The organism is Microbacterium sp. JZ37 (genome assembly GCF_035188445.1).
Lineage (GTDB): Bacteria > Actinomycetota > Actinomycetes > Actinomycetales > Microbacteriaceae > Microbacterium > Microbacterium barkeri.
Genome location: NZ_CP045253.1, coordinates 994,255 through 1,019,748, shown reverse-complemented (window position 1 = coordinate 1,019,748; position 25,494 = coordinate 994,255). Strand labels below are relative to the sequence as shown.

Here is a 25,494-nt window from a genome sequence, read left to right as displayed (position 1 = left end):
CCTAGCCCTTGATGTACGGCTTGCCGGCGGCGGCGGGGCCGCGCGACTGCCCCACGAACCCGGCGACCGCGAGGATCGTCACGACGTACGGGAGCATGAGCATGAACTGGCTCGGGATGGGCGTGCCCAGCACCGAGAGCAGGTTCTGCAGGTTGGTGGCGAATCCGAACAGCAGGGCCGCGAGCGTCGCGCGGATCGGGTCCCAGCGTCCGAAGATGACCGCGGCGAGTGCGATGAAGCCGAGGCCGCCCGTCATCTCCTCGTTGAACTGCGGGACGGAGACGAGCGTGAAGTACGCGCCGCCCGCACCGGCGATCGCGCCGGCGAGGTTCACGTTCCAGAAGCGCATCGGGTTGACCCTGATGCCCACGGTGTCCGCCGCCTGCGGGTGCTCGCCGACGGCGCGGACGCGGAGTCCCCACCGCGTGCGGTACAGACCCCAGGCGACCGCGGCGACCGCGAAGTACATGAAGTACACGAGGAACGACTGGTTGAAGAGCACCGGCCCCAGCAGCGGGATCTCGACGAGGCCCGGGATGGGCAGGCGGTCGAACGTCGCAGGGCGGTTGAGCTCGAGCTCGTTCGGCACAAGCAGGATGCCGAAGAGGAAGCCCGTGAGGCCGGTCACGAGCACGTTCAGCACGACGCCGACGATGACCTGCTCGACGAGGTACTTGATCGCGAAGACGGCGAGCACGAGCGAGACGAGCACGCCGCCGATCATGGCGCCGAGGAGCCCGACGAACGGATTGCCCGTGATGCTCGACAGGAGCGCAGCGCTGAACGCCCCGAACAGGAGCTGGCCCTCGATCGCGACGTTGACGACGCCGACGCGCTCGCCGATCACGCCGCCGAGCGCGCCGAAGACGATCGGCACCGAGATCGACAGCGCACCGGAGAGCAGGCTGATGACCGGCACGAGCCCGTCGGCGCCGGCCCAGGTGAGGAAGCCGAAGAGAGCGAGGACGCCGTAGGCGATCGAGAGCCACAGCGGGCTCCGTCGATACGCCAGCGTGTCGGCCACCGCCCACACCGTGAGCGCGACGAGGAGCGCCAGCGTCCCCCACACGAACGGAGCCGTCGGGATGCTCACCTCGCCCAGCGGGATGAGGGCGTCTGCGCCGCTCAGCCGGAACGTCGTCCAGCCGTCGCGCGCGGCGAGGATGAACAGGGCCGCGAGCAGCACGGTGAGCACGCCGAGCGTGATCGCGAGCTTCGGGCGCCGGACGCGGACGACCGTGGGCGCCTCGACGGAAGCGGGAGCTGTCGTGTTCGTCATCGTGCGACCGCCTTCCGCGCCGCCTTGGCTCGTGCCCTGGCGCTCTTCTCGGATTCGTCCTTCGGCAGGAAGAACATCGTGCGGATGAGCGGCGGCGCCGCGACGAAGAGGACGACGAGCGCCTGCACGACGAGCACGATGTCGACCGGGATCCCCTCGGACGCCTGCATCGTGTAGCTGCCGGCCTTCAGCGCGCCGAAGAGCAGACCGGCGACGAACGTGCCCCACGCGCGGCTGCGGCCGAGGAGCGCGACCGTGATCGCATCGAAGCCGAAGCCGGCGTCGATGTGGCTGTCGAAGCCGCTCGTGACGGCGCCCTGGATCTGGTTCATGGCCGCGAGACCCGCGAGACCTCCCGCGAAGAGCATCGCGTACACGTAGATCCGCTGCACCGAGATGCCCGCTGCGCGCGCGGCGTGGGGGTTCTCCCCCACCGCGCGCATGCGGAGCCCGAGGCTCGAGCGCTCGATGAGCCACCACACGAACACCGTCGCGGCGATGACGAGCAGGAACCCGACGTCGAGGTTCGGGTACGCGGGGCCGAAGAGATCGGGGAAGAGCGCACCCGAGGGCGTGGCCGCCGAGATCGGCTGGTTCGACCCCGGCTTCTGCAGCACGCCGGCGGTGCTGACCATCCAGTCCACGAGGTAGACCGCGATGTAGTTCAGCATGATCGTGAGGATGACCTCGTGTGCGCCCGTGCGCGCCTTCAGGATGCCCGCGATCCCGGCCCAGATCGCGCCGCCGACGAGGCCCGCGATGAGGGTGAGCGGAAGCTGAAGTGCGAGGGGAAGGTCGAGCCGGAAGGTCATGAGCGCCGAGAAGGCGGCGCCGAAGAGGATCTGGCCCTGCGCGCCGATGTTGAACATCCCGACCCGGAAGGCCAGCGCGACGCCGAGACCGGCCGCGATGAGCGGAGCCGCATTGCCGAGCGTGTTCGTGAGCGGGCGGATGGCCGTGAGGAAGTCGTCCGCGCGGGAGTTGTAGATCGCGCCGCGGAAGAGGGCCTCGTAGCCGCCGTAGACGGCGTCCCAGATGGCGCGGAAGGTGTCGGCGGGTCGGGCGAAGAAGTAGCCGGACGCCGTCCGGACGTCCTCGTTCGTGAGCGCGATGAGGATGCCGCCCACCACCATCGCGACGAGGAGGGCGAGGATCGACGTGACGACGCTGCCGCGGAGGATGTCGCGCAGCACGGCGTTGCCGCGGGGCACCTCGGGGGTCGCCGTGTGGGGCTGCGGCGCCTGCGGGGCCGGGGTGGTCTCGCTCATGCCGCTGCCTCCTGCGCACCGGCCATCATGAGGCCGAGCACGTCGCGTGGGGTGTCGCTCGGCACGATGCCGACGATCCTGCCTCGGTACATCACCGCGATCCGGTCGGCGAGCGCGACGACCTCGTCGAGCTCGGTCGACACGACGATGACGGCCACCCCGGCGTCGCGCGCGGCGACGATCCGGCTGTGGATGAACTCGATCGAGCCGACGTCGACGCCGCGCGTGGGCTGGGCTGCGAGCAGCACCTTGAGGTCACGGCTCATCTCGCGCGCCACGACGACCTTCTGCTGGTTTCCGCCCGACAGCGTGCCCGCCGGAGTCAGCGGACCCTGCGCGCGGATGTCGAACTCCTCGATGCGCTCGCGGGCGAAGTCGTCGAGCGCCCCCCGCCGCAGCGTGCCCGCCGTGACGAACTCGGGTGCGTCAGAGCGGTCGAGCACGAGGTTCTCCGCGATCGACATGCCGCCCACGAGGCCGTCGATCTTCCGGTCCTCGGGAACGAATCCGACGCCCGCGTCGAGGATGCGGCGCACGGAGGCTCCGACGAGCTCCTGACCGTCGAGCGCGATGGAGCCGGTCACCCGGGTCTCGAGGCCCATGATCGCCTCGGTCAGCTCGGTCTGTCCGTTGCCCTGCACGCCCGCGATCGCGAGGATCTCCCCCGGCTGCACCGTGAAGCTCACGTCGTCGACGAGCACGACGCCCTCGGGCGTGAGCACGCGCAGCCCCTCGACGACGAGACCTCCCGGCCGCGGTCGAGCGGGCTCCTTGTGCACCGTCAGCTCGACAGCGCGACCGACCATGAGCGAGGCGAGCTCGGCGTTGGTCGACGTGGGCGACGCCTCCCCCACGACCTTGCCGCGCCGGATGACCGTGATCCGGTCGGCGACCTCGCGCACCTCGCGCAGCTTGTGCGTGATGAACACGATGCCGACGCCCTCGTCGCGCAGCTGCCGCATCATCGCCATGAGCTCGTCGGTCTCCTGCGGCGTGAGCACGGCAGTGGGCTCGTCGAACACGAGCACGCGCGCGTCGCGCGCGAGCGCCTTGATGATCTCGACCCGCTGCTGGACGCCCACGGGCAGGTCCTCGACGATCGCATCGGGGTCGACGTGGAATCCGAAGCGGTCCGCGACCGCACGGACCTCCGCGCGCGCGGCGTCGAGGTCGAGGGCGCCGCTGCGGCGCACCTTCTCGTGCCCCAGCGCGACGTTCTCCGCGACGGTGAACACCGGGATGAGCATGAAGTGCTGATGCACCATGCCGATGCCCGCCGCCATCGCGTCGCCGGGCCCGCGGAACCGCTGCGGCACGTCGTCGAGGAGGATCTCCCCCTCGTCGGCCTGGTAGAGGCCGTACAGGACGTTCATGAGCGTCGACTTGCCGGCGCCGTTCTCTCCGAGGAGGGCGTGGATCTCGCCCGGCTCGACGGTCAGGTCGATGTGGTCGTTGGCGACGAGGCTGCCGAATCGCTTCGTGATTCCGCGGAGCTCGAGCTTCATGTGGGCACCCTACCGTGCGCGGATGGTCGTGGACAGAAGTGGGTTGAGCGCGCGTCGGGGCGGCCGGTACGGGCCCGGCCGCCCCGATGCGAGCGATGCGCCTTACGGCGAGTTGGGCGACTCGACGACGATGTCGCCGGCGATGATCTGCTCCTGCAGAGCTGCCAGCTCGTCGGTGAGGCCCTCGGGGAGCTGCGACTCGAAGTCGTGGAAGCTCGACAGGGTCACGCCCTCGTTCTCGAGCGTGCCGACGTAGGGCTCGACGTCGAACTCGCCGGTCGCCGCGGTCGTCGTGGCGTCGAACACGGCCTGGTCGATCGCCTTCTGGATCGACACGTAGACGAGGTCGGCGAGGTCCGGCTCCTTGACCGCGAGGTCGCTGTCGACGCCGATCATGAGGACGTCGTCACCGCTGTCCTGGATGGCTGCCGCCGCGCTCGTGTAGATCGGGCCGCCGACCGGGAGGATGACGTCCACGCCCTGGTCGAGGATGCCCTGCGCGGTCTGGCGCGCGACATCGTTCGCCTCGAACCCGCCCGTGAACGAACCCGTCTGCGACTCCACGTCCCAGCCGACGACCTCGACGTTCGCGCCCTTGTCCTCGTTGTACTTCTCGACGCCGAGCTGGTAGCCGTCCATGAAGACCGCGACCGAGGGGATCTGCGCGCCGCCGAAGGTGCCGACCTTGTTCACGCCCGACTGCGCCGACCAGGCTGCGGCGGCGTAGCCGCCGAGGTACGCGGCCTGCGCCGTGTCGAACACGAGCGGCTTGATGTTCGGCGCGTCCGTCTCGCCGTCGAAGTCGTTGTCGGCCCAGTCGTCGATGATCGCGTAGTCGACGTCGGGGTTCGCCAGCGCCGACTCGACCGTCGCCGCCGAGAGGTTGAACCCGACCGAGATGATGAGCGAGCAGCCCTCCGAGACGAGCGTCTCGAGGTTCGGCGCGTAGTCGTTCGCGTTCGTGGACTCCATCTCGGTGCCCTCGATGCCGAGCTCCTCGATCGCGCGGTCCATGCCCTCCTTGGCGGACTGGTTGAACGAGCGGTCGTTCCAGCCGCCCTCATCGGAGATGAGGCAGGGGTGGAAGTCGCTGTCGACCTCGGTTCCGCCCGTGGTCTCCTCCGGCGCCGACCCGCATCCGGCGAGCAGCACCGCCGAAGCGGTGAGCGCGAGACCGCTGAGCGCAGCCTTCTTGGTGGTCTTCACACTGTCCTCCAGAGTGTGCGGGCCCCGAACCGACCCGGGGCCAATATGCTCACGCTAGTTCGCTCACACCGTGCGAAACGACGATCCGGGCGACCGCAACGCGATAGTTACAAACACGACGACGGGGCCCGGGAACTCCCAGGCCCCGTCGCGGGCGAAGGTCAGCGGCCGCCCTTGAGGATGGCCTGCTTGACCTCGGCGATGGCCTTCGTGACCTCGATGCCGCGCGGGCACGCCTCGGTGCAGTTGAAGGTCGTGCGGCAGCGCCACACGCCCTCCTTGTCGTTGAGGATGTCGAGACGCACCTGCGCCTCGTCGTCGCGCGAGTCGAAGATGAAGCGGTGCGCGTTCACGATGGCGGCGGGCCCGAAGTACTGCCCGTCGGTCCAGAACACGGGGCACGACGAGGTGCACGCCGCGCAGAGGATGCACTTCGTGGTGTCGTCGAAGCGCTCGCGATCGGCGATCGACTGCACGCGCTCCTTGCCCTTGGCGGGCGCGCTGTTCGCCTGCAGGAACGGCTGGACGTCACGGTACGCCGCGAAGAACGGGTCCATGTCGACGACGAGGTCCTTCTCGAGCGGCAGGCCCTTGATCGCCTCGACGTAGATCGGCTTCGAGATGTCGAGGTCCTTGATGAGCGTCTTGCAGGCGAGACGGTTGCGCCCGTTGATCCGCATGGCGTCAGACCCGCAGATGCCGTGCGCGCACGAGCGGCGGAAGGTCAGCGAGCCGTCGACCTCCCACTTGATCTTGTGCAGCGCGTCGAGCACGCGATCGGTCGGGTACATCTCGACGTCGTAGTCGACCCAGCGGGGCTCGCTGTCGGTCTCCGGGTCGAAGCGCCGGACGATAAACGTGACGAGGTACGACTGGATGGCGGTCTCGGCGGCGGGCGCCTCTGCGACGGTCGACATCAGTACTTCCTCTCCATCGGCGGGTAGTTGAACTCGCCCTTCTCGTTCTTGGTGAACACGACGGGCTTCCAGTCGAGCTTGATGTGGTCCTCCGGGTCCGGCGAGTGCGGGTCGCCGGTCAGGTAGGCCATCGTGTGCTTCATGAAGTTCTCGTCGTCGCGGTCGGGGTAGTCCTCGCGCATGTGGCCGCCGCGGCTCTCCTTGCGGTTTCGGGCGGCGTAGGCGACGATCTCGGCGAGGTCGAGCAGGAAGCCCAGCTCGATCGCCTCGAGCAGGTCGGTGTTGAACCGCTTGCCCTTGTCGTCGACGTAGATGTTCTTGTAGCGCTCGCGCAGGTCGTGGATGGTGCCCATGACGTTCGTCAGGGTCTCCTCGGTGCGGAACACCTGCGCGTTCGCATCCATCTGCTCCTGCAGCGTGCGGCGGATGTCGGCGATGCGCTCGGTGCCGTTGGCGGTGCGGATGCGCTCGACGAGCTCGCGCACCTCCTTCGCCGGGTCCTCGGGCAGCGGGACGAGCTCGCCGGTCTTCACGTACTCGACCGCATGGCGGCCCGCTCGCTTGCCGAAGACGTTGATGTCGAGCAGCGAGTTCGTGCCGAGTCGGTTGGCGCCGTGGACCGACACGCACGCGCACTCCCCCGCCGCGTACAGGCCGGGGACGACGGTCGTGTTGTCGGCGAGCACCTGCGCGTCGTTGTTCGTCGGGATGCCGCCCATCGCGTAGTGCGCGGTCGGCATCACGGGCACGGGCTCGACGACGGGGTCGACGCCGAGGTACGTGCGCGCGAACTCCGTGATGTCGGGCAGCTTCGTCTCGAGCACCTCGGCGCCCAGGTGGGTGCAGTCGAGGTAGACGTAGTCCTTGTTGGGTCCGGCGCCGCGGCCCTCGAGGACCTCCTTGACCATGCAGCGCGCGACGATGTCGCGCGGGGCGAGGTCCTTGATCGTCGGCGCGTAGCGCTCCATGAACCGCTCGCCGGAGGCGTTGCGGAGGATGGCTCCCTCGCCGCGCGCGCCCTCGGTCAGCAGGATGCCGAGGCCGGCGAGGCCGGTCGGGTGGAACTGGAAGAACTCGATGTCCTCGAGCGGCAGGCCCTTGCGCCACACGATGCCGACGCCGTCGCCCGTGAGGGTGTGCGCGTTCGACGTCGTCTTGAAGACCTTGCCGAAGCCGCCCGTCGCGAAGATGACGGCCTTGGAGTGGAAGACGTGGAGGTCGCCCGTGGCGAGCTCGTAGGCGACGACGCCCGCGATCTTCGTCGTGCCGTCCGCGTCCTTCACGGTGATGAGGTCGAGCGCGTAGAACTCGTTGAAGAAGTTGATGCCGAGCTTGACGCAGTTCTGGAACAGCGTCTGCAGGATCATGTGGCCCGTGCGGTCGGCCGCGTAGCACGCGCGGCGCACGGGGTTCTTGCCGTGCTCGGCCGTGTGACCGCCGAAGCGGCGCTGGTCGATCTTGCCGTCGGGCGTGCGGTTGAACGGCAGGCCCATGTTCTCGAGGTCGATGACGGCGTCGATCGCCTCCTTGGCGAGGATCTCCGCGGCGTCCTGGTCGACGAGGTAGTCGCCGCCCTTCACCGTGTCGAACGTGTGCCACTCCCAGGAGTCCTCCTCCACGTTCGCGAGGGCTGCGGCCATGCCGCCCTGCGCGGCTCCCGTGTGGGAGCGCGTGGGGTACAGCTTCGTGATCACGGCGGTCTTCGCGCCCGGGCCGGCCTCGATGGCCGCGCGCATGCCGGCGCCGCCGGCGCCGACGATCACGATGTCGAACTCGTGGTAGTACACGCCGTCCTTGAGCACGGCGTCGGTGTGCTGTGTCGTCACGTCTCTTCCGTCAATCCCTGTCAGTTGGCCGCAGCCTGGCAGACCTCGAACAGCGCGCTGTCGGGGTTCTCGAACGCGCCGAACACGCCGGCGCACGGGTCGAAGGTGAACACCACGAGCGTGCCGAGCACGATCATGAGCGCGGCGACGATGCCGATGACCCACACGAGCGCGGTGCGCACGGTCTTGCCCTGCACGTAGTCGTTGACGATCGTGCGCATGCCGTTAGCGCCGTGGATGAACGCGAGCCAGAGCATGAGCACGTCCCACCACTGCCAGAACGGCGACGCGAACTTGCCCGCGACGAACGCGAAGTTCAGCGCGTGGACGCCGCCTTCCGGCAGCACGAGGTTCACGAGCAGGTGGCCGAAGATGAGCACGACGAGCAGGACGCCCGACACGCGCATGTAGAGCCATCCCCACTTCTCGAGGTTGACACCGCGGCTGGCGGGCCGCTGCGGGGAGCGGGGTGCGGCGAGGTCTGCGGCGGTCATCAGTGTCCTCCTCCGAAGTCGCCGAACACGTTCATGAGCTGACGCGGGACGAAGCCGGCCATGACCACGGCCCAGACGCCGAGGACTCCCCAGAAGAGCTGGCGCTGGTACTTCGGGCCCTTCGACCAGAAGTCGACGAGGATGATGCGCAGCCCGTTGAACGCGTGGAACGCGATCGCGCCGACGAGCGCGATCTCGCCGATGCCCATGATCGGGTGCTGGTACGTGCCGATCACCGCGTTGTACGCCTCCGGCGAGACGCGGATGAGCGCGGTGTCGAGCACGTGCACGAGAAGGAAGAAGAAGATGGCGATGCCGGTGATGCGGTGCAGCACCCACGACCACATGCCCTCGCGGCCGCGGTACAGGGTGCCCCTCGGTGTTCTCGACGTCGTCTCCGACACCCGGGGCGTCGGTCGCGCGGTAGCGGACAAGATCGTCCTCCTGCTCTCAGGGCCTGCGAGGCGGCTCGTGGACCTGCCGCCGATCGCCCTTCAGGCTACTCCCAGGGGCGCCGAAGCGGCCATTGAGGATCGCCTAACTATCTCGACGTCGAGAGGTCAGGGCACCCTTACTCCGCGTGATTCCGCGCCTCCCGGGGTTCGGAGGCGACGCCTTGTAGCCTGGTGCTCATGCCAGAACCGATCAAGGACTTCTTCGCCGTCATCCCCGCGGGCGGGGTGGGCTCGAGGCTGTGGCCGCTGTCCCGCGCGGAGACGCCCAAGTTCCTCCACGATCTGACCGGTTCCGGCCGCTCGCTGCTCCAGGAGACATGGGATCGGCTCCTGCCGCTGGCCGACCGCGAGCACATCGCCGTGGTGACCGGGCGCGCGCACGGCCCGAAGGTCGAGAACACGCTCCCCGACATGCCGGAGCACAACGTCTTCGTGGAAGCCGACCCGCGCGAGTCGGCCGCCGCGATCGGCCTGGCCGCGGCCATCCTGCACCGCCGCAATCCCGACGTCATCATCGGCTCGTTCGCGGCCGACCACGTCATCAAGCGGCAGCGGGTGTTCGAGTTCACGGTGCGCCAGGCGGTCGCCGTGGCGCGCGAGGGCTACATCTGCACGATCGGCATCCAGCCGTCCGAGCCCGCCGTGGGCTTCGGGTACATCAAGACCGGCGGCGAGCTCGTCATCGACGACGCGCCGCTGGCCGCCATGGTCGACGCGTTCGTCGAGAAGCCCGACCTCGAGACCGCCCGCCGCTACTACGCCGACCGCTCGTTCCTCTGGAACGCCGGCATGTTCATCTCGCGCGCCGACGTCATCCTCGACGAGCTCAAGGCGAACGAGCCCGAGCTGCACGCGGGCCTCGTCGAGATCGCGGATGCGTGGGATGACCCCGCGCGCAAGGACGAGACCGTCGCACGCGTCTGGCCGACCCTCAAGAAGATCGCGATCGACTACGCCGTCGCGGAGCCCGCGGCCGCGAAGGGGCGCCTCGCCGTCGTCCCCGGCCAGTTCGACTGGGATGACGTCGGCGACTTCGCGAGCCTGTCGAACCTCATCTCCGACGGCGACGGCGAGCGGATGAGCGTGCTCGGGCCGAACGACAAGGTGATCGTCGACGAGTCCACGGGTCTCATCGTGTCGCAGACCAACCGCGTCATCGCGGTCATCGGCGTCGAGAACCTCATCGTCGTCGACACCGACGACGCGCTTCTCGTCACGACGAACGAGCACGCGCAGCGCGTCAAGGGCGTCGTCGGCCGCCTGCATGAGGGCGGCCGCGACAGCGTCCTCTAGAGCCGCCCCCGGTCGTTGAGCGAGCGCCAGCGAGTCGACACTCAGCGAGCGCAGCGAGCCGCCCCCGGTCGTTGAGCGAGCGCCAGCGAGTCGAAACGTCCGACCCCCTCGGTAGGGTCGAGATCATGTCTCGAACGATCCGCGTCGCCACAGTCAACGTCAACGGAATCCGCGCGGCCGCCCGCAAGGGGATGGCCGGATGGCTGGATGCTGCCGACGTCGACATCCTCACGCTGCAGGAGGTGCGCGGCGAGCGCGAGCACCTCGACGCGGCGCTGCCCGGATGGCACATCCTCGAGGACAAGGCCCTCCAGAAGGGGCGCGCGGGCGTCGCGATCGCGAGCCGCCTCGAGCCGACGGCGTCGAGCATCGCCCTGGGCGACGACGCGCTCGAGTCGAACGGGCGCTGGCTCGAGGCCGACTTCGAGGTGGAGGGTCACAAGCTCACGGTGGTCAGCGCGTACGTGTTCACGGGCGAGGCCGACACTCCCAAGCAGGAGCAGAAGTGGGCATTCCTCGACGCGATGGACCTCCGGCTTCCCGAGCTCGCCGCCGACGGCGCGCTCGCGGTCGTGACGGGCGACCTCAACGTCGGCCACCGCGAGCTCGACATCAAGAACTGGAAGGGCAACCTCAAGAAGGCGGGCTTCCTGCCGCGTGAGCGCGCCTACTTCGACCGCTGGCTCGGCGCCGAGGGCGAGACCGTCGACTGCGCGGACGGCACGACCGGCACGGGCCTCGGCTGGGTCGACATCGGGCGCCGCTTCCACGGCGAGGTGCCGGGCCCCTACACCTGGTGGTCGCAGCGCGGTCAGGCGTTCGACAACGACGCCGGATGGCGCATCGACTACCAGCTCGCGACGCCGCCGCTCGCGGAGCGCGTCAGCACGTACCGCGTCGATCGTCACGCGTCGTACGCCGAGCGCTGGACGGATCACGCCCCGGTCGTCGTGGACTACGCGTTCTGACCGCTCACGCAGAGGGCGCCTCGGATTCCGAGGCGCCCTCTGCGTGTCTCGCCTCGTGGCTCAGCGGCGCAGGAGATCGATCAGCGCGGCCTTCGTCAGGCGCGAGTAGCCCGAGAGGCCCGCCTCCCGAGCACGAGCCCGCAGGGCCAGGACCGTGAGGCCGGAGAGCTCGTCCGACGCCGGCTCCGGTGCGGTGGAACGGCGCGCACGCCCTGGAGCGGGCGCGGCGGGCGCCGCGGCGATCTCCTCCACGATCCGCTCGATCGGCGCGATCGCCGGCGGTCGCACGACCGTGCGCTTGGCCGCGTCCGCTGCGCGCTTCTCCTTCTCCGTTGCCTTCCTTCGATCGCCCTTCGCGCCATCCGCACGCTTCGCGTCCTTCTTCTTCGCGGCGTCCTTCGACGCGGGCTTCGCGTCCTTCTTCTTCGCGGCGGGCTTCGCGGCGTCCTTCTTCGCCGCGTCCTTCTTCGCCGCGGGCTTCGCGTCCTTCTTCGCGGCGTCCCTCTTCTTCGGCGCGGGCTTCTCCGCGGCGGCCTTCTCCTCGGCCTTCCGGACCGCGGCCTCGGTGGCGGAGCGCAGTGTCGCTGCGGCCTCCTCGGCCCGGCGCGCCGTGCGCTTGGGCGCCTTCGATGCGCTCTTGGCCGAGGTCCCGGCGATCTCGGCCGCATCGGCGATGAGGGGCTCGAGGCGCTGCGCGGCCTTCTTCGGGAGCCGCTTCGCGGCCTTCTTCGCGGTCGAGACCGCCTTCGCGGCCTCCTGGAGGGCCTTGTGCGCTGCGCGTTCGCGCTCGGGTGTCTTCGCCATCCCTGCATGGTAGAGCTCCGCGCGAGGTGGCGCGGGTCAGGCCGTCGGCCGTCCTCGGCATTCGTCCAGGCGCGTTCACCGTCCGTTCACCTGCGCACCGCAGTCTCTTCACCGGGCACTCCTAGCGTCACGACGTGCCCTGCGACCCGGCGGGGCTGTCCCTGACACTGAACCGAATGAGGATTCACAGTGAAGATCACTCGTCTTTCGAGCCTGGCGGCCGTGGGCGCCATCGCCGCCCTCACTCTCGCGGGCTGCGCCGCGAACGAGGGTGGAGCCACCCCCGAGACGGAGGGCAGCACCGGCGGCGACAGCGCGCTCAGCGGCACGATCGACGCGACGGGCGCCTCGTCGCAGACCGCCGCGCAGGAGGCCTGGGTCGCCGCATTCCAGACCGCCAACCCCGACGTCACCGTGAACTACGAGCCCACCGGCTCGGGCACGGGTCGTGAGAACTTCCTCTCCGGCGCGAGCGCCTTCATCGGCTCCGACCGCGCGTTCGACGACGACGAGGTCGCCGCAGGCAACTTCGGCGCCTGCATGACCGACGACATCGTCGAGGTCCCGCTCTACATCTCGCCGGTCGCCGTCGCCTTCAACCTCGAGGGCATCGACACGCTCAACCTCGACGCCGCGACGATCGCCGGCATCTTCAAGGGCGAGATCACGAACTGGAACGACGACGCGATCGCCGCGACGAACCCCGACGTCGAGCTGCCCGACCTCGCGATCACGCCCGTTCACCGCTCCGACCCCTCGGGCACGCAGGAGACCTTCACGACGTACCTCCAGGCGACCGCTCCGGACGTGTGGACCGACGAGCCCTCGGACGAGTGGCCGCTCGAGGGCGGCGAGGCCGCACAGGGCACGTCCGGCGTGATCCAGGCGATCAGCGGCGGCAACGGCACGATCGGCTTCGCCGACGCCTCGCAGGTCGGCGACCTCGGCCAGGTCCACGTCGAGGTCGACGGCGAGTTCGTCGCCTACTCGGCGGAGGCCGCCTCGCTCCTCGTCGAGAACTCGCCGCTGGTCGAGGGCCGCGGCGAGGCCGACCTGGTCTTCGACGTCGACCCGGCTTCGGCCACCGACGGCGCGTACCCGATCGCTCTCGTGAGCTACCTCATCGCGTGCGAGCAGTACGAGGACAAGGAGCAGGCCGCTCTCATCAAGGCGTACCTCGAGTACATCGCGAGCGCCGAGGGCCAGGAGGCCGCTGCCGAGAACGCGGGCAGCGCGCCGATCTCCGACGGCCTCCGCGAGCAGGTGCTCGCGGCCATCGACCTCATCCAGGTCGACTGACACAACCTCACGGCGGACAGCTGAGCGACGGTGCCCTCGCGCCCTTGTCCGAGGAAGGATTCCTCGGCAGGATGCGAGGGCACTGTCGCGAAGCCCCGCAGACGACGACCCCCACGATGACCCGAGGACTGGGAGCACATGAGCATCTCTGAGAAGACGGCGGAGGAAGCGCCGCCGGCAGCGCCCGCGCCGGGCGAGCCCATCAAGGCGAAGCAGCGGCTCGGAGACCGGATCTTCTCCGGCACGGCCCTCGGCGCCGGACTGATCATCCTCATTGTGCTCGCCGCGGTCGCGCTCTTCCTGATCGTCCAGAGCATCCCCGCCTTCGAGGCGGACACCACCGACAACCACATGCTGCGCGGCCAGTCGTTCTGGTCCTACGTGTGGCCTCTGATCTTCGGCACCGTCTGGTCGTCGCTGATCGCGCTCATCGTGGCCGCGCCGATCGCCATCGGCATCGCGCTCTTCATCTCGCACTACGCGCCTCGACGACTGGCCGCCGTCCTCGGCTACATCATCGACCTCCTGGCCGCGGTGCCCTCCGTGGTCTTCGGTCTGTGGGGCGGCCTCGTCTTCGCGCCCATGCTCGTCGGCCTCTTCGCGTGGCTCAACGAGAACCTCGGCTGGATCCCGCTCTTCTCGGGCCAGGTGTCCCCGACGGGGCGCACCATCCTCACGGCCTCCCTCGTGCTCGCCGTGATGATCATCCCGATCATGACCGCCATCTCGCGCGAGGTGTTCCTGCAGACGCCGAAGCTCCACGAGGAGGCCGCGCTCGCGCTGGGCGCTACCCGCTGGGAGATGGTGCGGATGGCCGTGCTCCCCTTCGCGCGCGGCGGCATGGTGTCGGCGGCGATGCTCGGTCTGGGGCGCGCCCTCGGCGAGACGATGGCCGTGACGATGGTCCTGTCGGCCTCCGGCGCCATCACGTTCGAGCTGCTCACCTCGACGAACCCGACCCCCATCCCGGCGAACATCGCCCTCCGCTTCCCGGAGGCGCACGACTCGGGCGTCAACACGCTCATCGCGACGGGCCTCATCCTCTTCATCGTGACCTTCGCGGTCAACGCGTTCGCGCGCTGGATCGTCGCGCGCCGCGCCGAGTTCTCGGGAGCCAACTGACATGGCCGCCATCGCCTCCCCCGCGCAGAGCGCGCGCCTGACCTCCGGACGCCTTCCGGGCTGGGCCCCGTGGGCCCTTCTCGTCGGCTGCTTCGTCGCCTCCTCCATCGTCTTCGGCATCATCGCCGCCGGCGGCGAGCTGGCCGACTTCAACATCGCCGGCGCGCTCATCGTCGGCATGATCCTCTACATCCTGCTCATCGCGGTCACGTCGTCGATCGCCGAGAGCAGCCGCAAGGCCGTCGACCGGGTGATGACGGCGCTCGTGTCGACCGCGTTCGTGATCGCGCTCCTCCCGCTCGTCTCGCTCCTCTGGACGGTCGTGGTCAACGGCATCCAGCGCTTCGACGCCGAGTTCTTCTCGTACTCGATGCGCAACATCGTCGGCGAGGGCGGCGGCATCGTGCACGCCATCTGGGGCACGGTCCTCATCACGCTCATGGCGACCCTGATCGCGGTGCCGATCGGCCTGATGACGTCGATCTACCTCGTCGAGTACGGCCGCGGCAAGCTCGCGCGGGCGATCACCTTCTTCGTCGACGTCATGACGGGCATCCCGTCGATCGTCGCCGGTCTGTTCATCTACTCGGTGTTCGCGCTCTTCATCCGCCCGGGCATCTCGATGGGCTTCATGGGCGCACTCGCCCTCGCGGTGCTCATGATCCCGGTCGTCGTCCGCGGAAGCGAGGAGCTCCTCCGCATCGTCCCGAACGAGCTGCGCGAGGCCTCGTACGCGCTCGGCGTGCCGAAGTGGCTCACGATCGTGAAGGTCGTCCTCCCCACGTCGATCGCCGGCATCACGACGACGATCATGCTCGCGATCGCGCGCGTCATCGGCGAGACCGCGCCGCTCCTCCTCACGGCGGGGTACACACTCAGCCTCAACACCAACCTGTTCGACGGGCAGATGATGACGCTGCCGGTGTTCGCGTACAACCAGTACATGAACCAGGGCACGAGCCCCGACGCCGCGGTCGCGCGCGCGTGGGCGGCCGCCCTCACCCTCATCCTCATCGTCATGCTGCTCAACCTCGTCGCGCGTCTCATCGCGAAGGTCTTCGCCCCGAAGACCGCGGGCCGCTGAGCCGAGACTTCTCCGACCACAACGAAGGAACCCCCGTGTCCAAGAGCATCGAAGTCAACGACCTCAACGTCTACTACGGCGACTTCCTCGCCGTCGAGGGCGTCTCGATCGACATCCAGCCCCGCACCGTGACGGCGTTCATCGGCCCGTCGGGCTGCGGCAAGTCCACCTTCCTCCGCACGCTCAACCGCATGCACGAGGTGATCCCTGGCGCGTCCGTCAAGGGCCAGGTGCTCGTCGACGGCCAGGACCTCTACGGCCCGGGTGTCGACCCCGTGCTCGTCCGCCGCCAGGTCGGCATGGTCTTCCAGCGCCCGAACCCCTTCCCCACGATGTCGATCCGCGAGAACGTGCTCGCGGGCGTCAAGCTCAACAACAAGCGCATCTCGAAGAGCGACGCCGACGCCCTCGTCGAGAAGTCGCTCACGGGCGCGAACCTCTGGAACGAGGTCAAGGACCGCCTCGACAAGCCCGGTTCGGGCCTCTCGGGCGGCCAGCAGCAGCGTCTGTGCATCGCGCGCGCCATCGCGGTCTCGCCCGACATCATCCTCATGGACGAGCCCTGCTCGGCCCTCGACCCGATCTCGACCTTCGCGATCGAGGAGCTCATCAGCGAGCTGAAGAACGACTACACGGTCGTCATCGTCACGCACAACATGCAGCAGGCGTCGCGCGTGAGCGACAAGACCGCGTTCTTCAACATCGCGGGCACCGGCAAGCCCGGCAAGCTCATCGAGTACGACGACACCACGAAGATCTTCACGACGCCCCAGGTGCAGGCGACGGAGGACTACGTCTCGGGTCGCTTCGGCTGAACCGCCCTGTGCCCGAAGGGCCGGTCTCGCTTCCGCGGGGCCGGCCCTTCTGCATGGCGGGCGGATGGCGGCGGGCCGCTGTGCGCGCACACCGCCCACCCGCGACGCCCGCGCCGGCCGCGGCGCCTGCGTGTGGCTCGCCCGTGCGCGGAATCGGACCCCTGGGGCTGGTGTGCGCGTGTCCGCCCCAGCAGACACCATCCGCCCCACCGATCCGAATCCGGAGACGCCCTCGCCCCGGCCGCCCGTGCGCGGAATCGGACCCCTGGGGCTGGTGTGCGCGTGTCCACCACAACCGACACCATCCGCCCCACCGATCCGAATCCGGAGACGCCCTCGCCCCGGCCGCCCGTGCGCGGAATCGGACCCCTGGGGCTGGTGTGCGCGTGTCCACCACAACCGACACCATCCGCCCCACCGATCCGAATCGGGAGACGCCCTCGCCCCGCCGCCCGTGCGCGGAATCGGACCCCTGGGGCTGGTGTGCGCGTGTCCGCCCCCGCCGACGCCATCCGCCCCACCGATCCGAATCGGCGCACGCCCCGGCGGCAGGATGGCCGGTGCAAGCCGGGCAGGGAACGTCGCAGCAGGGCCCGGCAAGCCCAGCCCAGCCCGGCACGCCCGAGGGTCGCCGCGTGCTGAATGCCCCATGGGAATACCCGACAGGGGGTGCCCGTTAGACTGTGATGGCCGGGCCGCAGTAACCCCGGGCTCCAAATTCTGCCGCTGCGAGCGGCCTTCCGCCGAGAGGCGTTTTCTGCGGCTCGGCCTTTTTCATGCCCCGGTCACTCGAGGGCATCCCGACGCCACAGGCGCGCCGCCGTCGCGAGATCGGCGGCGAAGGCCGACAGGCGCAGTGCCCGCGTCGTGAGGGCGGATGACCGCTCCGGCTCGGTCGGCTCGTAGTCGTCGGCGAGGTGCGTCGCTCCGGACGCGACAACGCGGCAGTACGCTGCCGTGCGATCGAGCGCGACGGCGTAATCGCCCGTGAAGGCGCCGTGCAGGATGGTGTCGATGAGGCGCACGAGCTCCTGCGGCCCCGCCGGCGTCGGCGCCCCGGCGATCACCGGATCGGCCGAGTGCAGCTCGACCCTTCCGCGCTCGTACAGCAGCGATGCCGTGTGCGGGTCGTCGTGGATCGAGAGCTGGACGAGGTAGAGGCGCCAGAGCGAGCCGGGCAGCGAGCGCGCGGGCGACTGCGACCACAGCTCGGCGATGTCGTCGATGCCGTGGTGCGCGGTGAACGAGATCAGCCGCTCGACGACATCCGCGTCGGCCTCGTCGCGCACGCGCGAGAGCAGCGCGACGGCCGTCGCGTGCGCCGCGCGCGAGACCTCGGCCGGGTCGCTCCCCGCGAACAGCCGGTCGAACATCTCCGAGGGCCGGCGCACCGGCTTGCTGAACTCCGCACTCATCCCGAAAAGGCTACGCCCGGGTCGCGCCCCGGTCTCCGGGGCGACGCACATGCCGGACGGATAGGCTTCCCCCGTCAGCGCGGCGCGGAGTAGCGCGCGGCGATCTCTTGCAGGAACGCCCCGCCGAGGCGCTCGACGTCGTCGAAGGTGAGCGTGAGATGCTCGCCGATCGCGTTGCCGAGCACGGCGCGCGAGCGGTCGTAGACGATCGGCGGATGCTCGCGCAGCACGCCGTCCGACATGATCGCCTCGACGACGAGCGAGACCTCGGTGAGCGGGTTGGTGTCCTCGCCGGCGACGCTGCGCAGCCGGTGCACGAACCAGCGGTCGAGCGCGAGGAGGATGCCCTCCGACGCGCGGCGCTCGCCGATCGTGTGGACGTCGCGGGCGGCCTGGAGCGTCTCCTCGAACCACTCGCGCGCGTACGCCTGCTCTTCGTCGGTGAAGGTGCGTCTGTCGAGCATGGCCCGAAGCTACCACCGGGTCCGCGTAAAGTGGTCTCGGGCCTATAGCTCAGTCGGTAGAGCAGCGGACTTTTAATCCGTAGGTCGAGGGTTCGAGCCCCTCTGGGCCCACCAGACGTCGCCTCGCGACGCCGCGCTCGGCTCACCCGAGCGAGAATCCGCCGTCGCTCGTGAGCACCTGCCCGACGATCCACGCCCCCTCGTCGGTGGCGAGCCATCCGATGAGGTGCGCGGGATCATCCGGCCGCCCGAAGCGGCCGAACGCGGTGCGCGCGAGCGCCTCCTCGATGCCGCTCAGGTCGCGGTCCGTCGAGTCGGCGTCGAGGTACCCCGTGTTCACAGGCCCCGGGTTGACCGTGTTCAGCACGATCCCCACGTCGAGGAGCTCGGCCGCGGCCGTCGCCGTGATTCCCGCGAGCGCGGCCTTGCTCGTCGCGTACGCCACCTCACCGCGCATGGCGCCGTGGATCTGGCCCGAGGTCATCCAGAACACCCGCCCGGTCGGCTCCGGGAAGGGGCCCCGCCGACCCACGTGGTCGCCCGGGCGCAGCGCGGCGTCCGGCGTCACACCCGAGATGCGACGTGCGTACTCGGCGGTGAGCAGCAGCACCGAGCGCGCGTTCGCCTGCCAGTGCTCGTCGAGGCGCTCCGCGGTCATGTCGAGCAGGCTCCCGTCGCCGCCGCTGCGCGCGTGATTGCAGACGAGGATGTCGACACCGCCAGTGAGCGCGAAGGCGTCGTCGAGCAGAGCAGGGATCTCCGCGGGGTCGCGCAGGTCGGCTGCGCGGTCGCCGAGGCGGGCGCCCGGAGCGAGATGGCCGCGCAGCTGCTCGGTGAGCGCCTCGATGTCGTCCCCTCCCCAGGGCTGGTCGACGTCGTGCGCGCGGAGATGGTGGATGAAGACGCTCGCGCCGAGTGCGGCGAGACGCGCGGCGACGGCGAATCCGATGCCGCGTCGTCGCGAGACGCCGGTGACGAGGGCGGTCTTGCCGGACAGAGGGAGAGAGGGCATGCAGGAGGTCCTTCCGAGATGCGCAGATGCGCGAGATCAGGGGGCGGAAGCGGCTCACCGGCATTGCATGACGCCCATGCTAGTCGGACCGCAGCCCGCGACGGCTACCCTCGTCCTCGATGGGCGACACGTTCACGAAGACACGACGCGACGGCGACGACCTGCTCGGCGAGGCGGCCGGGCTCCGATGGCTCGCGGAGGCGGATGGCGGTGCGCGCGTCGCGCGGGTCGTCTCCGCCGACCGCGATCGACTCGTCCTCGAGCGGATCGACGAGGCCGCGCCGTCGGCGGAGGCGGCGCGCGCATTCGGCCGCGCGCTCGCCCGCACCCACGCGGCGGGCGCGGCCTGGTGGGGCTGCCCTCCCCCGGAGCACTCGGGCGCGCGGAGCATGGGCCGGTCGCGCACTCCGCTCGTCGTGGACGCCGCAGAAGCGGCGGACACGTGGGGCGCCTTCTACGCCGAGCACCGGGTGGAGGTGTTCGCCCGGCGCCTGCGCGACGACGGCGTCATCGACGAAGACGACGCCGCGGTGTTCCACCGGCTCGCATCCCGGCTGCGAGACGGCGCCCTCGACCATCCGCAGCCCGCGCTCGTGCGCGCGGCGGGCCGTCCCGTCGCACGCGTCCACGGGGACATGTGGGCGGGGAACGTCCTCTACGTCGACGACCCGTCGGGCGCCGCGCTCATCGACCCGATGGCGCACGGCGGCCATGCCGAGACCGACCTCGCGACGCTCTCGGTCTTCGGCTTCCCGCATCTCGAGGACGTGTACGCGGGCTACGACAGCGCCTCCCCGCTCACGGACGGATGGCGCGAGCGCATCGGGCTGCATCAGCTCGGGATCGTCATCATGCATGCGCACCTCTTCCGCGGCGGCTACACGTCATCCGCGCTGCGACTGGCCCGCACGTACGTCTGAGGCCGCCGGTACGCTGGCCGTCATGGCGGACAAGATCGACCTCCGGAAGGCCCTCGACGCCTACCGCGCGCGGCAGGGCGAGTTCCGCATCGTCGATCTCGAGCCCGCGCGATACCTCATGGTCGACGGGCACGGCGATCCGAACACCTCCCCCGCGTTCGCGGAGGCGATCGAGACCCTGTACCCCGTCGCCTACGCGCTGAAGTTCGCCAGCAAGCAGGAGCTCCAACGCGACTACGTCGTCCCGCCGCTCGAGGGCCTCTGGAGCGCCGACGACATGGCGAGCTTCACGACGGCCCGCGACAAGTCCGCGTGGAACTGGACCCTGGTCATGCGCACACCCGACTGGATCGACGCCGGCCTCGTCGACGCCGCCATCGGGAAGGCGGCGGCGAAGAACCCGCCCCGACTCGCGGAGCTGCGCTGGGAGCTGCTCGACGAGGGGCGGGCCGTCCAGACGCTGCACGTGGGCTCCTTCGACGACGAAGGGCCCGTCCTCGAGCGGATGCACGATGCGTTCATCCCGCAGCACGGCCTGCGGATGACGGGACGCCATCACGAGATCTACCTCAGCGACTTCCGCAGGGTCCCGCCCGAGCGACGGCGGACCATCCTGCGGCAGCCCGTGGAGGCCGCCTGAGATTCAGACGATCTCGGCTCCCGCGTGCGCGAGCTCGGCGAGCGCCGCCTCCGACGACTCGGCGCCGACCCCCGCGATGAGCCCGGTGAGGACGCGGACGTGCTGTCCGTGCGCGATCGCGTCGAGCGCGGACGCACGGACGCAGTGATCGGTCGCGATGCCGACGACGTCGACAGCCTCGATCCCGCGCGCATCGAGGATGCGGCCGACGGTCTCGCCGTCATCCGTCTGACCCTCGAACATCGAGTAGGCGGGGCGTCCCTGGCCCTTCTTCACATGGTGTGTGACCGAGGCGGTGTCGAGCCCGGGATCGTAGTCGGCCCCTGGCGTGCCCGCGACGCAGTGCACGGGCCACGTGTCGACGAAATCGGGATCGGCGCCCACGGCGAAGTGCCCGCCGTTGTCGCCATCGGCATCGTGCCAGTCGCGCGAGGCGATGATCGCCGCGTACTCCCCCGCATGCTCGGCGAGGTGCCGCGTGATCCCCTCGGCCACGGCGTCGCCGCCCGCGACCGCGAGCGCACCGCCCTCGGTGAAGTCGTTCTGCACGTCGACGATGAGAAGCGCCCTGCTCATGGTCCGAGCGTACGCCTCCCCCGGATCGACGTCAGGCGTCCAGGTTCCCCGAGAAGGGCGCGAGCGAATCCCGGATGCTCGCGAGCTGCGCGGCGTCGAGGCCGACGCGCGCCATGATCTGCTCGGGAACGGCGAGCGCCTGCTCGCGCAGGGCGGCGCCCTCCTCCGTGAGCCCGATCGCGAGCCGCCGCTCGTCATCCGGTCGGCGCTCGCGACGGACAAGGCCCTGGGCCTCGAGACGCTTCACGAGGGGCGACGCTGTCGCGGGCTCGAGCGCGAGCTCCGCCGACAGCTCACGGAGTGTGCGCGGGGCCTTCTCCCACAGGGCGAGCATCACGAGGTACTGCGGATGCGTCAGCCCGAGGGGCTCGAGCACGGGCCGGTAGATCGACACGACGTTGCGCGCGGCCGTCACGATCGCGAAGCACAGTTGGTTCTCGAGCTTCAGCAGGTCCTCGCGATGGTCCGTCACCCGACTACCCTATCGAGGTCTATTCGTTAGTACACTAATTACATGCACGCACGCGTCGAGCGAACACCCCTCCGCACCCGCATCCGCGAGGCGGGTGGCTTCTACCAGTGGTTCAACACCACCCTGATCAGCCTGGCCGGCCCCGCGCAGGTGGGTGAGGGAAAGGGCACGCCCTGTCATCGCTGCGGCGCGCACAAGGTCGACCACGCCCTCGTGGACGGCGAGCTGCGCTGCCCCTGAGCGCGGCTCAGCGCATCGCCACGAGGATCAGCTGCACGATCGTCGACACGGCCCCGAGGCCCCCGAACGCGATCGCGCCCCAGCCGAGGAATCGGGGCAGCGGCGAGTGCTGGTGGAGTCGCACGGATCCCGGGCGCTGCGGATTCGTGAAGACGTCGACCTCGTCGGCATCGCCGGCGGCCGCGCGCAGCTCGGGCGTGAGCGGCGCCTCCCCGACAGTGTGACCCACCGTGAACCAGCGCAGGATCGGCGGCTCCTGCTCCGACAGCACGAACGCCCGAACGGGGACCCACGTGCCGTCCGCGAGGCGCGCGATGATCGCGATGAGACCGAGGACGAGCGCCGCACCGAAGCCGATCCACGAGAAGATCTCGGTGATCGCTCCGATCACGTGGCTCGCGTCCATGGGGCTCCGTCGGTATGGCAGAAGGCGCGCTCCGGATGGAGCGCGCCTTCTGTATCGGAGCCACCTGTCGGAATCGAACCGACGACCTATTCATTACGAGTGAATCGCTCTGCCGACTGAGCTAAGGTGGCGATCTCGCGCCGCCCGAGCGGCACGAGAATCAAGCATACCGGGTCGGAGCCCGTGCTGCGAACCGACGGCGTCGGCCGGGCGTTTCGCGTCAGAGCAGTCCGGTCAGGAGCAGACGAGCCCGTCCTCGGGGACGGTGCCGTCGACGAGGAACGCCTCCACGGCGTCGTTGATGCAGTCGCTCGCGCCGTTGTACGCCGTGTGCCCCTCCCCCTCGTACGTGAGCAGCACCCCTGATTCCAGCTGGGCTGCGAGCGCCTCGGCCCACTCGTACGGGGTCGCCGGATCGCCCGTCGTGCCGACGACGAGGATGGGCGCGGCTCCGGAGGCGGAGATCTCGCCGCGCTCACCCGTCGGCGGGTAGGGCCAGTGCTCGCAGGCGGATGCGCCGGACCAGTACGGCGCGATCGTCGGCGCCTCCTCCGCGATCCGCCGCTCGGTCTCCTCGACCGCCTCTTCGGGGTCTTCCGGGTAGTCCATGCAGTTGTAGGCGTTGAAGGCCTCAGTCGAGTTGTCCTGGTACTCGCCGTTCTCGCGGCCGTTGTAGAAGTCCGCGAGGAAGAAGGCGGTCGACGGGTCGCCCTCCAGGGCGCCCGCGAGCGCCTCCGTGAGGTACATCCAGTTCGCCTCGTTGTAGAGCGCCGCGATGATGGCCGTCATGAGCGCATCGGCGCCGAGCTCGCGCCCGTCGTCGTAGGGCAGAGGGCGCGCGTCGACGCTCGCGAGCAGTGCGGAGAGGTCGTTCATCGCGTCGTCGGCCGACCCCGCGAAGGGGCAGGCTGCGCCCGTGTCACCTGCCACGCACGCCTCCATGTAGGTGCGCAGGGCGTTCTCGAAGCCGACCGCCTGTGTCACGCCGACCTCCTCCCCGGAGGTCGAGGGGTCGATCGCGCCGTCGAGCACGAGGCGGCCGACGCGCTCCGGGAAGTTCTCGGCGTAGGTCGCTCCGAGGAACGTGCCGTACGAGAACCCGAGGTAGTCGAGCTCGGTCTCGCCGAGGACAGCGCGCAGCAGATCGAGGTCGCGCGACGACTGCTCCGTCGTGATGAACTCGAGCAGCCCGTCGCTGTTCTCGGCGCACGCGTTCGCGAACGCCTCGGCGCGCTCCTCGAGCTCAGCCTCCCACTCGGCGGAGCCGCGCTCACCCTGCGGGATGTCGTAGAGGTAGGCGTCCATCTCATCCGCGTCGAAGCAGCGGACGGCGGTCGACGCGCCCACGCCGCGCGGATCCCATCCGATGACGTCGTAGCTCTCCTGCAGCGCGTCCCCGATCGACCACGCGATGTTCTCGCGGATGAACGAGACACCGCTGCCGCCCGGACCACCCGGGTTGGTCAGCAGCGACCCCTGTGCCCGCCCGGAGAGCGCGGTCTGGCGGATCACGGCGAGCTCGATCTCGCCCGCGTCGGGGTGCTCCCAGTCGAGCGGCGCGGTGACCGTCGAGCACTGGAAGTCGCCGCCGCACGGCGTCCACTCGAGCTGCTGGTCGTAGAACGGCAGCAGCTCGTCGGGAACGCCGTCGAGCACCGGCTCGGCCCCGAGGACGGTTCCCGACTGCCCCTCTCCCTCGACCGGGATCTGCGCGGTGAGGCAGCCCGACAGCGCAAGGGCGGCCGCGGAGAGACCGGCGACGACGGCCGTCGGACGGCCGAACCGCCTCCGGAGGGGATGACGGGCGATGGTCATGTCTTCCTTCCGCTGACGATGGTGACGAGCAGGCTCTCGAGCGCGAGCGTGGGCTGCACGTTCTTCTCGAGCGCGTCGCGCGTCTCGGCGATGTGGTCGAGCACGACCAGCGTGCGCTCGGGCTTCCACGCGCCCGCCAGCGCTCGGAGGTCGTCGAGGAGCTCGAGGTTGATGAGGCCCTCCTCCCGCCCGAGCTGCAGGAGCACGACGTCGCGGTACAGGGACTGCAGATCGGTGAGGACGCGATCGATCCCGTCGCGCAGGCTGCGCGTGGCGCGCTTGCGCTGCTCGTCCTCGAGCGCCGTGATCTGCGCGCGCACGGCCGGCGGGATCCGGGCGCCCTCCACGACGCCCACCGTCCGCAGGAGGGCGGCGCGCTCTGCCTCGTCGCGCTCGGCGGTGAGGGCCTTGGCGTCGTCCGTGGCGGCCTGCACGATCTCGCCGGCGACCTCGACGACGTCGCCGATGCCCCGCACCCGCATGACGGCGCGCAGCGTGTCGTCGCGGCGCCGGCGCGACGCGGCGTCGGTCGCGAGCCGCTGCGCCATGCCGATGTGACGCTGCGCGTGACGAGCCGCCTGCTCGGCGGTCGCCTCGTCGACGCCCGTTCGGGCCTGGATGAGCGCGGCGACGTCGGCGACCTCCGGCTCGCGCAGGCGCAGGAGCCGCACACGCGAGCGGATGGTCGGCAGCAGATCCGCATCGCTCGGCGCGCAGAGCACCCACACGGTCTCGGGCGGCGGCTCCTCGAGAGCCTTCAGGAGCACGTTCGAGGTGCGCTCGGTCATCCGATCGGCGTCCTCGACGACGATCACGCGGTACCGCCCGGTCGAGGGCGAGAAGTACGACCGCTCCACGAGGGCGCGCGCCTGGGCGATCGTGATGATGACGCCCTCGGTGCGCAGCGCGGTGAGGTCGGGGTGCGTTCCCGCGAGCACCTGCTTCATCGTCGCGGTGTCGTCAGGCGCCGACGCGATGAGCGCGGCGGCGAACGCCCGCGCGAGGGTCGATCGCCCGGAGCCGGGTGGACCGGTGATGAGCCACGCGTGCGCGAGCGAGCCCGCGCCGGACGCGGCGGCCTGGAGGATCTCGACGGCCTCGTCCTGCCCCCACACATCCCCCCACGGAAGAGCGGGCGCCGCGACGGAGGTCATACCGTCAGCCTAACCAGCCCCGCCGACAATGCCCTCCGCGCTCAC

General features: G+C 70.0%; 26 protein-coding genes and 2 tRNA genes. 10 read left to right on the top strand and 18 right to left on the bottom strand.

Annotated elements, in window-relative coordinates:
• Position 1 precedes the first annotated feature (1 nt).
• The 8 genes from GC092_RS04590 to sdhC form a co-directional block, all read right to left on the bottom strand.
• Positions 2 to 1,279, bottom strand: a complete 1,278-nt coding sequence (locus GC092_RS04590) for an ABC transporter permease (protein ID WP_324014229.1) — start codon at positions 1,277 to 1,279, stop codon at positions 2 to 4.
• Positions 1,276 to 2,547 carry an ABC transporter permease gene (locus GC092_RS04585; protein ID WP_271173861.1) on the bottom strand — a complete coding sequence of 424 codons (1,272 nt, stop codon included), beginning with the start codon at positions 2,545 to 2,547 and terminating at the stop codon, positions 1,276 to 1,278. Before GC092_RS04585 ends, GC092_RS04590 begins: the two co-directional genes overlap by 4 nt.
• Positions 2,544 to 4,052 carry an ABC transporter ATP-binding protein gene (locus tag GC092_RS04580; RefSeq protein ID WP_324014228.1) on the bottom strand — a complete coding sequence of 503 codons (1,509 nt, stop codon included), beginning with the start codon at positions 4,050 to 4,052 and terminating at the stop codon, positions 2,544 to 2,546. The genes GC092_RS04585 and GC092_RS04580 overlap by 4 nt, the downstream gene beginning before the upstream one ends.
• Positions 4,053 to 4,154: 102 nt before the next feature.
• A complete protein-coding gene (locus GC092_RS04575) occupies positions 4,155 to 5,258 on the bottom strand; it encodes a BMP family lipoprotein (protein WP_271173863.1) in 1,104 nt (367 codons plus the stop codon).
• Positions 5,259 to 5,419: 161 nt separating this feature from the next.
• On the bottom strand, positions 5,420 to 6,175 hold the full coding sequence (locus tag GC092_RS04570; protein ID WP_271173864.1) for a succinate dehydrogenase iron-sulfur subunit: 756 nt from the start codon (positions 6,173 to 6,175) through the stop codon (positions 5,420 to 5,422).
• Positions 6,175 to 8,001, bottom strand: a complete 1,827-nt coding sequence (gene sdhA, locus GC092_RS04565) for a succinate dehydrogenase flavoprotein subunit (protein ID WP_271173865.1) — start codon at positions 7,999 to 8,001, stop codon at positions 6,175 to 6,177. Before sdhA ends, GC092_RS04570 begins: the two co-directional genes overlap by 1 nt.
• Before the next feature lie 20 nt (positions 8,002 to 8,021).
• The gene (sdhD, locus tag GC092_RS04560; protein ID WP_271173866.1) at positions 8,022 to 8,495 is read right to left on the bottom strand and encodes a succinate dehydrogenase, hydrophobic membrane anchor protein; all 474 of its coding nucleotides are present in this window, start codon (positions 8,493 to 8,495) and stop codon (positions 8,022 to 8,024) included.
• Complete coding sequence (gene sdhC / locus GC092_RS04555) at positions 8,495 to 8,929, bottom strand: succinate dehydrogenase, cytochrome b556 subunit (RefSeq protein ID WP_324014227.1); 435 nt, start codon at positions 8,927 to 8,929, stop codon at positions 8,495 to 8,497. Before sdhC ends, sdhD begins: the two co-directional genes overlap by 1 nt.
• A gap of 198 nt (positions 8,930 to 9,127) precedes the next feature.
• Here sdhC and GC092_RS04550 point away from each other — a divergent pair, with 198 nt between their 5' ends.
• On the top strand, positions 9,128 to 10,243 hold the full coding sequence (locus tag GC092_RS04550; protein ID WP_271173868.1) for a mannose-1-phosphate guanylyltransferase: 1,116 nt from the start codon (positions 9,128 to 9,130) through the stop codon (positions 10,241 to 10,243).
• A 125-nt stretch (positions 10,244 to 10,368) separates the two neighbouring features.
• Positions 10,369 to 11,211: an exodeoxyribonuclease III gene (locus GC092_RS04545; RefSeq protein ID WP_271173869.1), complete on the top strand. Its 843-nt coding sequence runs from the start codon at positions 10,369 to 10,371 to the stop codon at positions 11,209 to 11,211.
• Positions 11,212 to 11,271: 60 nt separating this feature from the next.
• Here the strand turns inward: GC092_RS04545 and GC092_RS04540 are convergent, their stop codons facing one another.
• The gene (locus GC092_RS04540) at positions 11,272 to 12,015 is read right to left on the bottom strand and encodes a hypothetical protein (protein ID WP_324014226.1); all 744 of its coding nucleotides are present in this window, start codon (positions 12,013 to 12,015) and stop codon (positions 11,272 to 11,274) included.
• A 189-nt stretch (positions 12,016 to 12,204) separates the two neighbouring features.
• On the opposite strand from GC092_RS04540, the gene GC092_RS04535 reads away from it, so the two are divergent.
• The 4 genes from GC092_RS04535 to pstB all read left to right on the top strand — a co-directional run bounded on the left by GC092_RS04535 (position 12,205) and on the right by pstB (position 16,335).
• Positions 12,205 to 13,314 (top strand): phosphate ABC transporter substrate-binding protein PstS, encoded by a 1,110-nt coding sequence (locus GC092_RS04535; RefSeq protein WP_324014225.1) that lies wholly within the window; start codon positions 12,205 to 12,207, stop codon positions 13,312 to 13,314.
• Positions 13,315 to 13,452: 138 nt separating this feature from the next.
• On the top strand, positions 13,453 to 14,436 hold the full coding sequence (gene pstC, locus GC092_RS04530; protein WP_271173872.1) for a phosphate ABC transporter permease subunit PstC: 984 nt from the start codon (positions 13,453 to 13,455) through the stop codon (positions 14,434 to 14,436).
• Position 14,437: 1 nt separating this feature from the next.
• On the top strand, positions 14,438 to 15,520 hold the full coding sequence (pstA, locus tag GC092_RS04525; RefSeq protein WP_324014224.1) for a phosphate ABC transporter permease PstA: 1,083 nt from the start codon (positions 14,438 to 14,440) through the stop codon (positions 15,518 to 15,520).
• A gap of 35 nt (positions 15,521 to 15,555) precedes the next feature.
• The gene (pstB, locus tag GC092_RS04520; protein ID WP_271173874.1) at positions 15,556 to 16,335 is read left to right on the top strand and encodes a phosphate ABC transporter ATP-binding protein PstB; all 780 of its coding nucleotides are present in this window, start codon (positions 15,556 to 15,558) and stop codon (positions 16,333 to 16,335) included.
• Between the two features lie 785 nt (positions 16,336 to 17,120).
• Here the strand turns inward: pstB and GC092_RS04515 are convergent.
• Together GC092_RS04515 and GC092_RS04510 are read right to left on the bottom strand one after the other, a co-directional pair.
• Entirely contained in the window at positions 17,121 to 17,750 is a 630-nt protein-coding gene (locus tag GC092_RS04515; RefSeq protein ID WP_282979688.1) for a DNA-directed RNA polymerase subunit beta, read from the bottom strand.
• Between the two features lie 74 nt (positions 17,751 to 17,824).
• Positions 17,825 to 18,214, bottom strand: coding sequence for a hypothetical protein (locus GC092_RS04510; RefSeq protein ID WP_271173876.1), 390 nt, complete (start codon positions 18,212 to 18,214; stop codon positions 17,825 to 17,827).
• A gap of 38 nt (positions 18,215 to 18,252) precedes the next feature.
• On the opposite strand from GC092_RS04510, the gene GC092_RS04505 reads away from it, so the two are divergent.
• A tRNA-Lys gene (locus GC092_RS04505) sits at positions 18,253 to 18,328 on the top strand.
• 28 nt (positions 18,329 to 18,356) lie between these two features.
• Here the strand turns inward: GC092_RS04505 and GC092_RS04500 are convergent.
• Positions 18,357 to 19,226 (bottom strand): SDR family oxidoreductase, encoded by an 870-nt coding sequence (locus GC092_RS04500; RefSeq protein ID WP_324014223.1) that lies wholly within the window; start codon positions 19,224 to 19,226, stop codon positions 18,357 to 18,359.
• Positions 19,227 to 19,345: 119 nt separating this feature from the next.
• Between GC092_RS04500 and GC092_RS04495 the strand changes: the two genes are divergently transcribed.
• On the top strand, positions 19,346 to 20,146 hold the full coding sequence (locus GC092_RS04495; protein WP_324014222.1) for a fructosamine kinase family protein: 801 nt from the start codon (positions 19,346 to 19,348) through the stop codon (positions 20,144 to 20,146).
• Positions 20,147 to 20,168: 22 nt separating this feature from the next.
• Positions 20,169 to 20,786, top strand: a complete 618-nt coding sequence (locus GC092_RS04490) for a GyrI-like domain-containing protein (protein WP_324014221.1) — start codon at positions 20,169 to 20,171, stop codon at positions 20,784 to 20,786.
• A 3-nt stretch (positions 20,787 to 20,789) separates the two neighbouring features.
• On the opposite strand, the gene GC092_RS04485 is transcribed toward GC092_RS04490, so the two are convergent.
• Positions 20,790 to 21,362 (bottom strand): isochorismatase family protein, encoded by a 573-nt coding sequence (locus tag GC092_RS04485; protein ID WP_324014220.1) that lies wholly within the window; start codon positions 21,360 to 21,362, stop codon positions 20,790 to 20,792.
• Positions 21,363 to 21,393: 31 nt separating this feature from the next.
• Entirely contained in the window at positions 21,394 to 21,834 is a 441-nt protein-coding gene (locus GC092_RS04480) for a MarR family winged helix-turn-helix transcriptional regulator (RefSeq protein ID WP_271173881.1), read from the bottom strand.
• 42 nt (positions 21,835 to 21,876) lie between these two features.
• Here GC092_RS04480 and GC092_RS04475 point away from each other — a divergent pair, with 42 nt between their 5' ends.
• Positions 21,877 to 22,074 (top strand): hypothetical protein, encoded by a 198-nt coding sequence (locus tag GC092_RS04475; RefSeq protein ID WP_271173882.1) that lies wholly within the window; start codon positions 21,877 to 21,879, stop codon positions 22,072 to 22,074.
• A 7-nt stretch (positions 22,075 to 22,081) separates the two neighbouring features.
• On the opposite strand, the gene GC092_RS04470 is transcribed toward GC092_RS04475, so the two are convergent.
• The 4 genes from GC092_RS04470 to GC092_RS04455 all read right to left on the bottom strand — a co-directional run bounded on the left by GC092_RS04470 (position 22,082) and on the right by GC092_RS04455 (position 25,449).
• Entirely contained in the window at positions 22,082 to 22,480 is a 399-nt protein-coding gene (locus GC092_RS04470; protein ID WP_324014219.1) for a hypothetical protein, read from the bottom strand.
• 58 nt (positions 22,481 to 22,538) lie between these two features.
• A tRNA-Thr gene (locus GC092_RS04465) sits at positions 22,539 to 22,611 on the bottom strand.
• Positions 22,612 to 22,714: 103 nt separating this feature from the next.
• Complete coding sequence (locus GC092_RS04460) at positions 22,715 to 24,295, bottom strand: alpha/beta hydrolase (RefSeq protein ID WP_324014218.1); 1,581 nt, start codon at positions 24,293 to 24,295, stop codon at positions 22,715 to 22,717.
• On the bottom strand, positions 24,292 to 25,449 hold the full coding sequence (locus GC092_RS04455) for a DNA polymerase III subunit delta' (RefSeq protein WP_271173885.1): 1,158 nt from the start codon (positions 25,447 to 25,449) through the stop codon (positions 24,292 to 24,294). The genes GC092_RS04460 and GC092_RS04455 overlap by 4 nt, the downstream gene beginning before the upstream one ends.
• Between the last annotated feature and the right edge of the window lie 45 nt (positions 25,450 to 25,494).

Excerpts from the sequence above, each read along its gene's own strand:
- GC092_RS04475 (WP_271173882.1), top strand. The coding sequence starts at position 21,877 with ATGCACGCACGCGTCGAGCGAACACCCCTCCGCACCCGCATCCGCGAG.
- GC092_RS04510 (WP_271173876.1), bottom strand. The coding sequence starts at position 18,214 with ATGCTCGACAGACGCACCTTCACCGACGAAGAGCAGGCGTACGCGCGC.
- GC092_RS04495 (WP_324014222.1), top strand. The coding sequence starts at position 19,346 with ATGGGCGACACGTTCACGAAGACACGACGCGACGGCGACGACCTGCTC.
- GC092_RS04470 (WP_324014219.1), bottom strand. The coding sequence starts at position 22,480 with ATGGACGCGAGCCACGTGATCGGAGCGATCACCGAGATCTTCTCGTGG.
- GC092_RS04545 (WP_271173869.1), top strand. The coding sequence starts at position 10,369 with ATGTCTCGAACGATCCGCGTCGCCACAGTCAACGTCAACGGAATCCGC.
- GC092_RS04515 (WP_282979688.1), bottom strand. The coding sequence starts at position 17,750 with ATGAGTGCGGAGTTCAGCAAGCCGGTGCGCCGGCCCTCGGAGATGTTC.
- pstA (WP_324014224.1), top strand. The coding sequence starts at position 14,438 with ATGGCCGCCATCGCCTCCCCCGCGCAGAGCGCGCGCCTGACCTCCGGA.
- GC092_RS04460 (WP_324014218.1), bottom strand. The coding sequence starts at position 24,295 with ATGACCATCGCCCGTCATCCCCTCCGGAGGCGGTTCGGCCGTCCGACG.
- GC092_RS04585 (WP_271173861.1), bottom strand. The coding sequence starts at position 2,547 with ATGAGCGAGACCACCCCGGCCCCGCAGGCGCCGCAGCCCCACACGGCG.
- sdhD (WP_271173866.1), bottom strand. The coding sequence starts at position 8,495 with ATGACCGCCGCAGACCTCGCCGCACCCCGCTCCCCGCAGCGGCCCGCC.
- GC092_RS04580 (WP_324014228.1), bottom strand. The coding sequence starts at position 4,052 with ATGAAGCTCGAGCTCCGCGGAATCACGAAGCGATTCGGCAGCCTCGTC.
- GC092_RS04500 (WP_324014223.1), bottom strand. The coding sequence starts at position 19,226 with ATGCCCTCTCTCCCTCTGTCCGGCAAGACCGCCCTCGTCACCGGCGTC.
- GC092_RS04490 (WP_324014221.1), top strand. The coding sequence starts at position 20,169 with ATGGCGGACAAGATCGACCTCCGGAAGGCCCTCGACGCCTACCGCGCG.
- GC092_RS04540 (WP_324014226.1), bottom strand. The coding sequence starts at position 12,015 with ATGGCGAAGACACCCGAGCGCGAACGCGCAGCGCACAAGGCCCTCCAG.
- GC092_RS04550 (WP_271173868.1), top strand. The coding sequence starts at position 9,128 with ATGCCAGAACCGATCAAGGACTTCTTCGCCGTCATCCCCGCGGGCGGG.
- GC092_RS04485 (WP_324014220.1), bottom strand. The coding sequence starts at position 21,362 with ATGAGCAGGGCGCTTCTCATCGTCGACGTGCAGAACGACTTCACCGAG.
- GC092_RS04570 (WP_271173864.1), bottom strand. The coding sequence starts at position 6,175 with ATGTCGACCGTCGCAGAGGCGCCCGCCGCCGAGACCGCCATCCAGTCG.
- pstC (WP_271173872.1), top strand. The coding sequence starts at position 13,453 with ATGAGCATCTCTGAGAAGACGGCGGAGGAAGCGCCGCCGGCAGCGCCC.
- GC092_RS04455 (WP_271173885.1), bottom strand. The coding sequence starts at position 25,449 with ATGACCTCCGTCGCGGCGCCCGCTCTTCCGTGGGGGGATGTGTGGGGG.
- GC092_RS04590 (WP_324014229.1), bottom strand. The coding sequence starts at position 1,279 with ATGACGAACACGACAGCTCCCGCTTCCGTCGAGGCGCCCACGGTCGTC.